Origin of the sequence: Pseudonocardia spirodelae, from assembly GCF_037727765.1 — a bacterium.
GTDB lineage: Bacteria > Actinomycetota > Actinomycetes > Mycobacteriales > Pseudonocardiaceae > Pseudonocardia > Pseudonocardia spirodelae.
This window is the reverse complement of record NZ_JBBJUP010000014.1, coordinates 153,096-165,823: the sequence shown is the minus strand read 5'-3', so window position 1 is coordinate 165,823 and position 12,728 is coordinate 153,096. Positions and strand designations below refer to the sequence as shown.

Sequence of the window (12,728 nt, the reverse complement as noted above, 5' to 3'; positions counted from 1 at the left end):
GTCGGCAGCTGAGGACGGCCGGTCACGGGGCCGCCGGGGACCCCCCGGCGGCCCCGGTGCCGTCTCCGGTGCCGTCTCCGGTGCCGTCTCCGGTGCCGTCTCCGGTGCCGTCTCCGGCGGGGGCGGGTGCGCCGCACAGCAGCCCGGCGAGCGCGACGAGCCGGTCGCGCAGCGGCGCGGCCCGCTCGGCGAACGCGGCCTGCGCCCGCGCGTAGTCCGCCCGCCCGGCCGCGGTCTCGATCGGCACCGGGGTGAACCCGTGCCCGGACAGGTCGTACGGCGAGGCCCGCATGTCGAGCTCGCGCACGTCCGCGGCCAGGGCGAAGCAGTCCGCCACCAGCTCCGACCCCACGGCCGGGGCCAGCTTGTAGGCCCACTTGTAGAGGTCCATGGTCGCGTGCAGGCAGCCCGGCTGCTCCAGCTCGACCTGCCGCTCGCGGGTCGGGGCCAGCTCGTTGCGCGGCGCCGCGTCGCGGGTGAAGAACCGGTAGGCGTCGTAGTGGGTGCAGCTGATCCGCGCCGACTCGACGACGGCGTCGGTGCCGGCGCGGCCCAGGCGCAGCTCTGCCGTGCCGCGGTGGCGGGGGGCGTCGGCGCGGTACACCATCGCCCACTCGTGCAGCCCGAAGCAGCCGAGCCGGGCCGGGCGGGAGCGGGTCGCGTCGAGCAGCCGGTGCACGAACGCCGCCGTGGTGACCAGCCGTTGCGGCAGCGCGGCCGGGTCGAGCACCACGGTGCCGTCCTCGCGCAGGACGTGACCGGGGCGCCCGGCGAGCTCGCCGGCGTCGCGCAGGGCGAGCCCGGGACCCGGGTCCCAGCGCTCCAGCTGCGCCGGGCGGTGGGAGTAGTAGGTGAACAGGAAGTCCCACACCGGGTGCGGCTCGCCGCGGCGGCGGCGCTCCCGGTGCGGCACCGTCCACGCCGCGACCCGCGCGCGGTGCGCGGCCGCCCGCGCCCGCCACTGCGGCCCGTCCAGCACGACGGCACCGGCGACGGCGGGGGACGGGGCGCTCACACCTGCAGACGGTACGGCGGCGCCCGCTCAGGCCGGGGTGCCGGGGGCGTGCGTGGCGTCGCGCACGCTGCCGACGAACGCCTCGGTCAGGTCCTCCATGGTGACCACGCCGACGGTGGCACCGCCGGCGTCGACCGCGCGGGCCAGGTGCGCCCGCGCGGAGCGCAGCGCCGACAGCGCCTCGTCGAGCCGGTCGGTCGCCGCGACCGTGGGCAGGCTGCGGACCCGCTGCGGCGGGATCGTCGCCGACTCCGCGTCGGCCAGGTCCAGGACGTCCTTGACGTGCAGGTACCCGGTGAGCCGCCCGCGCGCCCCGCGGATCGGGAACCGGGAGTACCCGGTGCGCTCGACGGCCTCGGTCAGCCGCGACACCGTCGTCGACCCGCCGCCGTCGGAGTCGAGGCAGACGAGGTCGCCGAGGGCGATCACGACGTCGGCGACGGTCGCCTCGGCCGAGGACAGCGTCCGCTCGATGCGCGAGCTCTCCGAGTCGTCGAGCAGGCCCTCGCGGCGGGAGTCGTCGAGCATCTCGGCGAGCTCGCCGGTGGTGAACGCGGTCTCCAGCTCGTCGCGCGGGGTCACCCCGACCAGCTTCAGGGTGACGTTGGCCATCCAGTTGAACAGGTCGATCAGCGGGCGCGTCGCCCGCGTCCACACCAGGAACGGCGGGACGAGCAGGATCGCGGCGCGCTCCGGCCCGGCGATCGAGATGTTCTTCGGCACCATCTCGCCGAGCATCATGTGCGCGACGACGACGACCATCAGCGACACCGCGAACGCGACCGGGTGGGCGAACGCCTCCGGGACACCGGCCGCGGTGAGCGGGCCGTCGATGAGGTGCGCCACCGCCGGCTCGCCGAGGCGGCCCAGCAGCAGCGAGGCGATGGTGATGCCGAGCTGGGACGCGGCCAGCATCCGGGACAGGTCGTGCGAGGCGTCGAGCACCCGGCGGGCGCCCGCGGACCCGGCGTCGGCCATCGACTCCAGCCGGTCCTTGCGCCCGGAGATCAGCGCGAACTCCGCGGCGACGAAGAAGGCGTTCACCCCGAGCAGGGCGACCGCGGCGAGCAGGGCGAGCACGTCGTTCACGCCGGCACCGCCCCGGCCCGTGCGGCGGTCCCGACCCGCACCTCGGCGACCCGGTTGCGCTCGCGGCGCAGCACCGACAGCGACCAGCCGTCGACCTCGACGGTGTCCCCGACGTCGGGGATGCGCCCCAGCCGGGCCACGACGAGCCCGGCGAGGGTCTCGTACTCCCCGCGCGGCATCCGGAAGCCGGTGGCGTCGTCGACCTCGTCGGCGCGCATCAGGCCCGACAGCGCCCAGACGCCGTCGCCGAGGCGCCGGACCCGGTTCTGCTCGTCGCGGTCGTGCTCGTCGCGGACGTCGCCGACGATCTCCTCCACCAGGTCCTCCATCGTGACCAGGCCCGCAGTGCCGCCGTACTCGTCGACGACGACGGCGGTCTGCAGCCCGGCGGCCCGCAGGCGGGTCATCAGCTCGTCGCCGTCCAGCGACGACGGCACGGTCTCCACCGGGCGGGCCAGCTCCCGCACCGGGGTCGTGGCGCGCCGCGGCGCGGGCACCGAGAACGCCTGCTTGACGTGCACCAGCCCGAGCGGCACGTCCGGGTCGCCCTCGACGACCGGGAACCGCGAGAACCCGGAACGGCGGGCCAGCGCGAGCAGGTCGGCGACGGTGTCGCCCGCGTCGATGGTCTCCACCCGCACCCGCGGCGTCATCAGGTCCTCCGCGACGCGGTCGGTGAAGCGCAGCGAGCGCTCCAGCAGCGTCGCGGTGCCCGGGTCGATGCTGCCGCTCTCGGCGCTGGCCCGGACCAGCGAGCCGAGCTCGCCGGGGGAGCGGGCCGAGCGCAGCTCCTCGGCGGGCTCGATGCCCAGCCGGCGCACGATCGCGTTCGCCGCCGCGTTCAGCCCGGTGATCAGCCAGCGGAACGTCGCGGCGAAACCGGCCTGCAGCCACACCACCGATCGCGCCACCTCCAGCGGGTGCGCGATCGCCAGGTTCTTCGGGACCAGCTCGCCGAACACCATCGACAGCGCGGTCGCGATGACCAGCGACAGCACCGTGGCCGCGCCGGACGCGAGCCCGGCGGGCAGCCCGGCGGCCTCCAGCACGGGCCGGATGAGCTCGGCGACGGCGGGCTCGGCGATGTAGCCGGTGGCCAGGGTGGTGGCGGTGATGCCGAGCTGGCAGCCCGACAGCTGGAACGACAGCCCGGCGTGGGCACGCTGCACGGAGCGGGTGCGGCGGTCGTCGCTACGGGCGACCGCGGCGTCGATCCGGCTGCGCTCCAGCGCGGTCAGGGAGAACTCCGAGGCCACGGAGACGGCGGTGCCCATGGTGAGCGCGACGACCGCGAGCAGCCCGAGCAGGGAGAGCAGAACGGTCACGGAGCTCACGGCCTCCACATGCGGGTCGAAACGGTGCCCGACGATACGGCCGGTCACCGGACACCGCGCGCCGGGAGCTGCGAGTGATCTCACGACGTCCCGCGGGTGATCCGCCCGGTGGACGGGGTCTAGGTTGGTCAGCCATGACCACGGCGACGCCGCCCCCCGCGCCACCCCCCGCGCCCCCGGACCCGCTGCACGGGCGCCGGGTGCTGGTGACGGGGGCGTCGGCGGGCATCGGCGAGGCGGTCGCGCGGACGCTGACCGCGCGCGGAGCCCGGGTCGCGCTGCTCGCGCGGCGCGCCGACCGGCTCGACGCTCTGGCCGCCGAGCTGCCCGGCTCCGTCGCCGTCGCCGCCGACGTGACCGACGACGCGGCCGCGCAGGCCGCCGTCGCCCGCGCGAGCGCGGCCCTGGGCGGGCTCGACGCGCTGGTCAACGCGGCCGGGGTGTTCCACGCGGGCGTGGTCACCGGCGACGGGGAGCGCAGCACCCCCGACGGGTGGCGGGCCATGTTCGCGCTCAACGTCGTCGCGCTGCTGGTCCTCACCCGCGCCGCCGCCGACGCGCTCGCCGCCGGGACCTCGCCGTGCGTGGTGAACCTGTCGTCGATGTCCGGGCGGCGGGTGCCGACCGCGGCCGGCGCCGTCTACGCCGCGTCCAAGCACGCGGTGCACGCCGTCTCCGAGGGCCTGCGCACCGAGCTGGCGCCGCGCGGGGTGCGGGTGACCGTCGTCGCGCCGGGGTTCGTCGACACCGGCATCGTCGACGGCTGGCCCGACGGCCCGCTGCGCGAGCGGTTCACCGAGCGCCTCGCGACCGTCGGCCTGGACCCGGCCGTGGTCGCCGACGGGATCGCGCACGTGCTCGCGAGCCCGGCGCAGGTCGTGGAGTACGCGCTGACCTCGGTGCGGCAGTGAACGCGCCGCAGCCGGTGGGCCCGGCGGCCCCCCAGTACGGCGGTCGCCGCAACTCCGGGCTCGCCCGCGGCACCGCGTCGCCGTTCGTCGACTTCGACCGGCCCTCCTGGGCGCAGCTGGCGTCCTCCACCCGGGTGCCGCTGTCGGCCGAGGAGCTCGAGCAGCTGCGCAGCTACGGCGACTTCGTCGACCTCGACGAGGTCCGCGAGGTGTACCTGCCGCTGTCGCGGCTGCTGAACCTGCACGTGGAGGAGGGCGGCCGGCTCTACCGCGCCTACCGCCGCTTCCTCGGCGCGGGCGGCGCGCGGACCCCGTTCGTGATCGGCATCGCGGGCTCGGTGGCGGTGGGCAAGTCGACCACCGCCCGGCTGCTGCGGCTGCTGCTCGCCCGCTCCCCGGAGCACCCCGACGTGCAGCTCGTCACCACCGACGGGTTCCTGCACCCCAACGCCGAGCTGCAGGCCCGCGGGCTGATGGAGCGCAAGGGGTTCCCCGAGTCCTACGACCGCCGCAAGCTGCTGCGCTTCGTGTCCGAGATCAAGGGCGGGCGCCCCGAGGTGACCGCGCCGGTCTACTCGCACCTGGTCTACGACATCGTCCCGGACGAGCAGCTGGTCGTGCGCAGCCCGGACATCCTCATCGTCGAGGGCCTCAACGTCCTGCAGCCCGCGGTGGCGGGCGCGCTGACCGTGTCGGACTTCATCGACTTCTCGGTCTACGTCGACGCCGCCACCGCCGACGTGCGCCGCTGGTACGTGGAGCGCTTCCTGCGGCTGCGCCAGACCGCGTTCCGCGACCCCCAGTCCTACTTCCGCCGCTACGCCGAGCTCGACCACGACGCGGCCGTCGCCCGCGCCGAGTCGATCTGGGCCTCGATCAACCAGCCCAACCTGGAGCAGAACGTGCTGCCGACCCGGTCGCGGGCGAGCGCGGTGCTGACCAAGGGCCCGAACCACGACGTCACGCGGGTGCGGCTGCGCAAGCTCTGAGCAGGGCGTCGGTCGCGTCGACGATGTTCGCCGCCGAGCAGGTCTCGTCGGTCACGTGGGCCAGCTCCGGGTCGCCGGGGCCGTGCACGAGGACCGCGGGGGCGCGGCCGTCGTCGCCGGTCAGGGCGGGCACCAGCACCGAGGCGTCGGTGAAGTAGGACGCGAACCCGGCCGGGGCGCCGTCGTGGCCCAGCGCGGCGGCCGCGGCGCGGGCCCGCGGGTCGGCCGGGTCGGTCCCGACGGCGGGCAGGTCCAGCAGCACCTCGACCTCCGGCAGCCCCCGGTGGCCGGTGCCGGCCAGCGCCTCCCGGGCGACGGCGGCGACCTGCTCGCGGGCCGCGGCCGCGTCCAGCCCGGGGACCAGGCGCAGGTCGACCTCCAGCTCGGCCCGGTCGGGCACCAGGTTCGGTGCGACCCCGGCCCGCAGCACGCCGGGGTTGCCGGTCGCGGGGCCGTGCGTGTCGCTCACCGGCCACGCGTGCCCGTGCAGCGCGGTCGCGACCCGGCCCAGCGCGACGAGTGCGTTGTCGCCCAGGTCGGGCCGCGAGCCGTGGGCGCTGCGCCCGTGCTGGACCAGGCGCAGCCACAGCACGCCCTTGTGGCCGTGCAGCACCCGGTTCCCGGTCGGCTCGGCGACCAGCAGCAGCGGGGAGGGCTCCAGCCCGGTGAGGGTGCGCGCGCCGTCGCCGCCGGTCTCCTCGCCGAAGGTGAACACCAGCTGCAGCGGTGTCGCCGGGTCGCTGCGCAGCGCCGCGACCGTGATCGCCGCGACGCCGGCCTTCATGTCGGTGCTGCCGCGCCCGCGCAGCCGGCCGTCGACGACGTCGCCGGCGTGCGGGTCGAACGACCAGCCGGCCGGGTCGGCGGGCACGGTGTCCAGGTGCCCGGTCAGGGTGACCGGGGGACGGGCGTCACCGCGGCGGGCGAGCAGGTTGGCCCGCGCCGGGTCGGCCGGGTCGGGCCGGACGTCGACGGCGAACCCGGCGTCGTCGAGCAGGCCGGCGAGCAGGTCCGCGGCGGCGCGCTCGCCGCCGCCGCGGGTGTCGAGGGCGACCAGGGAGCCGGCGAGGGCGACGGGATCGGGGATGCGCATGCCCGTGACCCTGCCACCTGCCGCCCGCGGGGGCCGATGCCATTGCTCAACACTTGTTTGGCAGGATGGTGCGATGGGTGAGCGAACCGGTGACACGGCGGTGGCCGGCCGTTTCGAGACGCGCGAGGACGAGCTGGCGTCACGGCTGCGGCTCGCGGTGGGCAGGCTGAACCGGCGGATCCGCATCGACGGGAGCGAGTCGCTGCCCCCGCTGCAGCTCTCGACCCTGGTGACCGTGGAGCAGCACGGCCCGCTGCGCCTGTCCGAGCTGGCGCGGCGCGAGGGCGTCACCGCCCCCACCATGTCGCGGGTGCTGTCCGCGCTCGACGAGCAGGGCATGGTCCTGCGCGCGCCCGATCCCGGCGACGCCCGCGGCGTGCTCATCTCGATCTCCGACGACGGCCGGTCGCGGCTGCGTGAGGTCCGCAGCCAGCGCACCGCCCTGGTCGCGCGCCGTCTCGACCGCCTCGACGAGGCCCAGCGCGCCGCACTGGCGGCCGCGCTGCCCGCGCTCGAGGCGCTGCTCGTCGCCGACGAGGACTGACTCAGCCGGGCTCGCCGTCCACGGTCAGCTCGATGCGCGAGCCGTCGTCGCGGCTCCCGCCTGCGGTGGCCCGCAGCCCCGCGATCCGGGCCGACTCGGGCAGCGGGTCGGGGTAGTGCCAGAACACGTCGGCCAGCCGCGTCCCGCCGGGCAGCTCGGCGTGCTCGTAGTGGGCCTCGCCCTTGTACGGGCAACGGGTGCGCAGCTCGCCCGCCGTGGTGGGGACCGCGACGTCGGCCGGCGGCAGGTACCAGCGGTTCGGCAGCCCGGTCTCCGACAGCACCCACGGCGCGCGGGACTCGGCCAGCACGGTGCGCAGCCCGTCGGTCGCGACGTGGGTGACGACGACGTGGCGCCGGGTCGGGCGCACGTCGACGCGCGTGTAGGGGTCGGTGAGGTGGGCGAAGACCTGCTCGTCCTCGTCGTACCAGGCGTCCGCGGCGTTCCAGTACAGCGCGGCCAGCCCGCGCAGCCACGGCGCCCTCGCCACCGGCTCGGGGTAGGTCCACACCGCGTTCTCGGCGGTGCGGTCGCCGACCCGCAGCGACCGGTAGGTCGCGTCGCCCTTGAACGGGCAGTGCGTCGTGTGGCCGCTCGCGACGAGCGCGTCGTGGTCGAGGTCGGCCTCGGGCACGTAGAGCACGGGCAGCAGGTTCGACTCGTGCAGCAGGAACCCGCCGCGGGTGTCGAGCACCGTGCGCCCGGCGAACTCCGCGCGCACCCGGCGCGCGAACGGGTGCAGCAGCAGCCTGTGCGGCGGCCCGTCGAGCGCGTAGTTCACCGTCGCCGGTGCGTACGGCGACAGCGGGCCGTCGGTGCGGGTCAGTCCCATGGGGTGTCACCTCGGGGGTGGTCGTGCGGGGGATGCGCCCCACACAACCACCCCCGCGGGCGGGCGGCTACAGCGAGAGCTCCACGTCGTAGTCGCCGATCCAGGTGTTGAGGTCGATGATCCGCTCCAGCTGCATGCGGCGGCCCATCGAGTTCGCCTCGTGCCCGCCGCCCTCGTCGAGACGGGCGAGGACGGCCTCGCGGTCGACGAGCGGGGCGACCGGGGCGTCGTCGCCGCGGGCCATGATCTCGGCGACCTGGTCGCGCAGCGACTTCTCGTAGCCGTCGTCCTGGGTGGAGGGGTACGGGCTCTTCACCCGCTGCACCACCGACTCGGGCAGCAGGTCGGACGTGGCGTGGCGCAGCAGCGACTTCTCCCGGCCGTCGAAGGTCTTCTGCGACCACGGCGTGCCGAAGACGTACTCGACGAGGCGGTGGTCGCAGAACGGCACCCGCACCTCGAGACCGACGGCCATGCTCATCCGGTCCTTGCGGTCGAGCAGGATCGGCAGCCAGCGCGTCAGGTAGAGGTAGCAGATCTCGCGCATCCGCCGCTCGTGCGGGTCGTCGGCGGCCGGGCCGGTGAGCTCGGGGACCTCGGCGAGCGCGGCCCGGTACTGCTCGTCGACGAAGCCCGGCACGTCCAGCTGCGCCCACACCGCGCGGTCGAACAGGCCCGGGTCGCTCTGGTCCTGGTTCATCATCCGCCCGGCCAGCCACGGGAAGGTGTCCGCCGCGACGGTCTCGGCGTCGTGGAAGTCGCGGTAGCCGCCGAACACCTCGTCGGCGGACTCGCCGGACAGTGCGACGGTGGACTCCTGGCGGATCGCGGAGAACAGCAGGTAGAGCGAGGAGTCCATGTCGCCGATGCCGGCGGGCAGGTCGCGGGCGTGCACGGTGGCCCGGCGCACGGCCGGGTCCATCATGTCCTCGGTCCGCAGCACGATGTCGCGGTGCGAGGTGCCGACGTACTCGGCGACCTCGTGCACGTAGGGGGTGTCCGGGGTACCGCGGGCGTCGTCGGCGACGAAGTTGTCGGCGTAGCCCACGAAGTCCACCGCGAACGAGCGGACGGTCCCGTCGACGTGCTTCGCCGCCAGCGCGGTGAGCGCGGAGGAGTCCAGGCCGCCCGAGAGCAGCGTGCACAGCGGGACGTCGGCGTAGAGCTGGCGCAGCGCGGTGTCCTCGAGCAGCTCGCGGACGTGGTGCACGGTGGTGTCGACGTCGTCGGTGTGCCCGGTGTCGGTGAGCTGCCAGTAGCGCTCCTCGCGGACGCCGCCGTCGCGGGAGACGCGCACGACGCAGCCGGGCGGGACCTCGCGCATCCCGCGGAACACCGCGTTGGACATGTCGGAGACGAACGCGAGCGCCCGGCGCAGCCCCTCGGCGTCGACGACGCGGTCGGCCTCGGGGTTGGCCAGGATCGCCTTGGGCTCGGAGCCGAACAGCACGCCGTGCGGGGTGGGGTAGTAGTACAGCGGCTTGATGCCGAGCCGGTCGCGCACGAGCACCAGCTCCTGGGTGCGGGCGTCCCAGAGCGCGTAGGCGAACATGCCGTTGAGCCGCCGTGCGACCTCGCGCGGGTCGCGCCGGCCCCACTCCCGGTGGGCGCGCAGCACGACCTCGGTGTCGCTGGCCGTGCGGAACCGGTGCCCGGCCGCGGCGAGCTGCTCGCGCAGCTCACGGAAGTTGTAGGTCTCGCCGGAGTAGACGATGTGCAGGTCCGCGTCGGGGCCCTCGTCCAGGCTCATCGGCTGCCGGCCGCCCTCGATGTCGATGACGGCGAGCCGACGGTGGCACAGCGCGGCGGGCCCGCCGGTCCAGACGCCCTGCTGGTCCGGTCCCCGGCAGGACATCGTGTCGTTCATCGCGGCCAGGGTGCGGGCGTGCTCGTCCGCACCCAGGTCGTGCCGGTAGTCGATCCAGCCGCAGATTCCGCACACGGTCAGCGCCTCCTCGGTCTCGGGGGCCGGGCCGCTCCGCCCGGCAAGATCGATTGCAACGCTAACTGTTACATCACGCAACATGGACGTCACGTGACGTGGGTGCTTCTGTCCGGAACGTGACCGATCGTCCTGGCGTTTCGGGTCCCGCGTCGCTCGTCACACCCGTTCGGCGCAGCGGGGTCGCCCGGCGCCGCGCGTGCCGTTGCGTGAAGGCGCACGAACCTTTCGATCCGCTTACGTCATTGCGATCGTCAATGTTGCGGCCCGCAACGTGTGTAGCATGCGAAACATGACCGAACGTCCGATTGGCCCGATTGACGACGACGGCGTCGCCGCCTCCGGCGGTCTCGCCACGGCCGAGCGCCCCGGCGGCACCGACCCGCTGCACTCGCTGGAGAAGCAGATCACGCTGCTGGTGCGCCGCACCATGGAGTCGGTGTGGTCGCACGGCTACGGCTCCGACGAGGCCGTGGACCGCTACACCTACCCGGTCCTCATGCTGCTCGACGACGAGGGCGCCCTGTCGCTGACCGCCCTGACCGGCCGGCTCGGGGTGTCCAAGCCCACCGCCAGCCGCCAGGTCTCGCGGCTCTCGCGCGCCGGCCTGGTCGACGTGTCCCCGCACGAGCGCGACCCGCGCTCGGTCAGCGTGACCCTGACCGCGGCCGGACGGGCCGCGCGCGAGCAGGTCCGCGAGGCCCGCCTCGCCCCGCTGCGCGAGGTCATCGCGCACTGGCCCGAGTCCGACCGCGACTCCCTGGCGGCCCTGCTCGACCGGTTCAACACCGACCTCGACCTGTTCCAGCGCTGAGCGCTCCACCGGTCCGCGGCCCCTCCTGCGCCGTGCCCCGCCGGGTCCCGCCCGGGTGATGCGATAGTGGGGAGTCCGGGTGACCCGCACCCGGGCGGTATCGGGGGGTGGGGTCGGGCGTGGACGCGCTGGTGGCGCTCGTCGCCGGGCTGCTGAGCGGCATCCGGGGTCTCGGGGTCCCCGACGTCTGCCCGGGCGGCTGGGCCTGGTCGGTCACCGCGCTCGGCGTCCTGACCGGGCTGCTGCCCACCGCCGGGGCCGCGACCGTGGTGGTGCTGCGGCGCCGGATCGGGTCGGGGTCCTCCTCCGGCTACGGCTCGGCCGAGTCGGTGCTGATCGCCGGGCTCGGGGTGCTCTCGGCCGGGCTGCTGCCGCTGGCCGTGTTCGTCGGCGCGGGCGGGGTGTTCTCCCGGGCCACCGCGGGCGACCCGGTCGTGCCGGGGCTGAGCGCGACGGCGACCTCCTCGATCCGGGTCACGACGTGCGAGATCGTCGGCACCCAGAGCAGCTACCTGGGCCGGGGCAGCGTCGCCGGTGCCGTCGGCGGCGACGTCGTCACCTCGGCGACCGCGGTCGCCCTGCTCGGCGTGGTGCCGCTGCTGGCGACGGTGCTCGTCGCCGTCCAGGCCCGGACCGCGCTGCGCCGCGGGCCCCGCTGGCCCGCCAAGTTCTTCTGGGTGCCGCTGTTCTCCCTGATCGTGCTCACCGCGGCGGTCCCGGCCGGCACCGCCGAGCACCTGTGGGTCGGTGTGCTGGCCGCGAGCCTGGTCGGGGTCGTGGTGGTGCCGATGGTCCCCGCGCCGTCGCGGGCGACGGTCGAGCAGGTGCGGGCCGCCCGCGACGCCCCCCGCGAGCAGCCCCGCGCGGCGCTGCGCGGCGGGCCGGCGGCCACCGGCTCCTCGCGGTCCGGGCGCGGCGCCGGCACCGGGATCGCCGGGCAGTCCGGTGTCACCGCCACCCCGAGCGTCGCGGAACGCCTCGCCGAGCGCTTCTCCGCCCGCGAGCCGCAGAGCCCGGTCCAGGCGCCACCGCCCGGCGAGCGCTCCGGCCCCTACGCCGGGTTCGACTCCCCGCCGCGCCCGGCCGGGCCCGTCGCGTTCGCCCCGGGCCCGGGCGGCCGTCCGCCGGGCGGCCCCGGGTTCACCCCGGGCGGCCCGGGCGCGCACCCGGCCGCGGGGCCGCTGCGCCCGCCCGCGTCCGGCCCGCTGCGCGGACCGGGCGGTACCACCGGCCGCCCGCCGGTGGGGCCGCCGCCGCGCCGCCCGACCCTGGTCGCGCCGGTGGCCGGGGGGCCGCCGCGGGCCCCGCGCTTCCGGCTGATGCGCCGCCTGGGCGCCGGCGGGTTCGGCGGCGTCTGGCTGGCCCACGACGCCCGGCTGGGCCACACCGTCGCGGTCAAGTCCGCGCACGCCGCGGACCCCGAGACCGAGGAGCGGATCCGCCGCGAGGCCGCCGCGCTGGGCGCGCTGCGCCACCCGTGCTGCGTGCAGATCCACGACCTGCTGCACGCCTCCTCCGATCCCGGCCTGCAGGGCATGGACGGCCTGGTCATCGTCATGGAGTACGTCGACGGCATGTCGCTGGGCCAGCTCGTCGGCGAGCGCGGCCCGGTCGACGACATCTCCGCGGCCCGCATCTGGACCGGGATCGCGGGGGCGCTGGACCAGGCGCACCGGGCGGGCGTGCTGCACCGCGACATCAAGCCGGGCAACATCGTCGTCGACCCGCAGGGGCAGCCGCACCTGATCGACTTCGGCATCGCGCGCAAGCAGGGCGACTCCACGCTGACCCAGACCGGCTACGTCCTGGGCACCCCGGACTACCTGGCCCCCGAGGCCGCCGCGGGCAAGCCCGCCTCCCCGGCGTCGGACGGCTGGCAGCTGGCCGCCGCGGTGTCGTTCGCCCTGAGCGGGCACCCCCCGCGCGGGGAGTCCGCCGACGCCGTCGCCGGGCTGCGCGCGGCCGCGGCCGGGGCGAAGCTCACCCACCTGCCGACCCGCACGGCGCACCTGTCGCTGCTCAAGCAGGCGATGCGCACCGAGCCGCAGCGCCGCCCGGACCTGCCCGCCGTGCAGGCCAAGCTCGACGGCTGGCTGCGCCGCCACGGGCACCGCACCGACGGCCCGGTGACCGCCATGCTGGAGTTCCGCCGCGGCTGAGGCCCG

The 12,728-nt window shown here is 75.8% G+C and carries 11 protein-coding genes; 5 read left to right on the top strand and 6 right to left on the bottom strand.

All coding sequences use genetic code 11. From position 1 onward, the window contains the following. Window positions 1-22 precede the first annotated feature (22 nt). From WJX68_RS17970 to WJX68_RS17960, 3 genes are read right to left on the bottom strand one after another with little or no spacing between them, the layout of a single operon-like run. Complete coding sequence (locus WJX68_RS17970) at window positions 23-1,015, bottom strand: 3-methyladenine DNA glycosylase (RefSeq protein WP_340292411.1); 993 nt, start codon at window positions 1,013-1,015, stop codon at window positions 23-25. Window positions 1,016-1,042: 27 nt separating this feature from the next. Next, entirely contained in the window at window positions 1,043-2,104 is a 1,062-nt protein-coding gene (locus tag WJX68_RS17965; RefSeq protein WP_340292409.1) for a hemolysin family protein, read from the bottom strand. Continuing rightward, window positions 2,101-3,429 (bottom strand): hemolysin family protein, encoded by a 1,329-nt coding sequence (locus WJX68_RS17960; RefSeq protein WP_340292407.1) that lies wholly within the window; start codon window positions 3,427-3,429, stop codon window positions 2,101-2,103. Before WJX68_RS17960 ends, WJX68_RS17965 begins: the two co-directional genes overlap by 4 nt. A 143-nt stretch (window positions 3,430-3,572) precedes the next feature. Here WJX68_RS17960 and WJX68_RS17955 point away from each other — a divergent pair, with 143 nt between their 5' ends. Both WJX68_RS17955 and coaA read left to right on the top strand, forming a co-directional pair. Beyond that, a complete protein-coding gene (locus WJX68_RS17955) occupies window positions 3,573-4,349 on the top strand; it encodes an SDR family oxidoreductase (RefSeq protein ID WP_340292404.1) in 777 nt (258 codons plus the stop codon). Window positions 4,350-4,465: 116 nt separating this feature from the next. Continuing rightward, the gene (gene coaA / locus WJX68_RS17950; protein ID WP_340292425.1) at window positions 4,466-5,338 is read left to right on the top strand and encodes a type I pantothenate kinase; all 873 of its coding nucleotides are present in this window, start codon (window positions 4,466-4,468) and stop codon (window positions 5,336-5,338) included. On the opposite strand, the gene WJX68_RS17945 is transcribed toward coaA, so the two are convergent. Then, complete coding sequence (locus tag WJX68_RS17945; RefSeq protein ID WP_340292402.1) at window positions 5,310-6,431, bottom strand: M20/M25/M40 family metallo-hydrolase; 1,122 nt, start codon at window positions 6,429-6,431, stop codon at window positions 5,310-5,312. The genes coaA and WJX68_RS17945 overlap by 29 nt on opposite strands. Window positions 6,432-6,504: 73 nt before the next feature. Between WJX68_RS17945 and WJX68_RS17940 the strand changes: the two genes are divergently transcribed. Beyond that, a complete protein-coding gene (locus WJX68_RS17940) occupies window positions 6,505-6,975 on the top strand; it encodes a MarR family winged helix-turn-helix transcriptional regulator (RefSeq protein WP_340292400.1) in 471 nt (156 codons plus the stop codon). A gap of 1 nt (window position 6,976) precedes the next feature. On the opposite strand, the gene WJX68_RS17935 is transcribed toward WJX68_RS17940, so the two are convergent. After that, entirely contained in the window at window positions 6,977-7,807 is an 831-nt protein-coding gene (locus WJX68_RS17935) for a DUF427 domain-containing protein (RefSeq protein WP_340292397.1), read from the bottom strand. 67 nt (window positions 7,808-7,874) lie between these two features. Beyond that, entirely contained in the window at window positions 7,875-9,749 is a 1,875-nt protein-coding gene (gene asnB, locus WJX68_RS17930; protein WP_340292396.1) for an asparagine synthase (glutamine-hydrolyzing), read from the bottom strand. Between the two features lie 292 nt (window positions 9,750-10,041). On the opposite strand from asnB, the gene WJX68_RS17925 reads away from it, so the two are divergent. Together WJX68_RS17925 and WJX68_RS17920 are read left to right on the top strand one after the other, a co-directional pair. Then, window positions 10,042-10,563, top strand: coding sequence for a MarR family winged helix-turn-helix transcriptional regulator (locus tag WJX68_RS17925; RefSeq protein WP_340292394.1), 522 nt, complete (start codon window positions 10,042-10,044; stop codon window positions 10,561-10,563). Between the two features lie 119 nt (window positions 10,564-10,682). Next, window positions 10,683-12,722: a protein kinase domain-containing protein gene (locus tag WJX68_RS17920; RefSeq protein ID WP_340292392.1), complete on the top strand. Its 2,040-nt coding sequence runs from the start codon at window positions 10,683-10,685 to the stop codon at window positions 12,720-12,722. The last annotated feature ends 6 nt before the right edge of the window (window positions 12,723-12,728 follow it).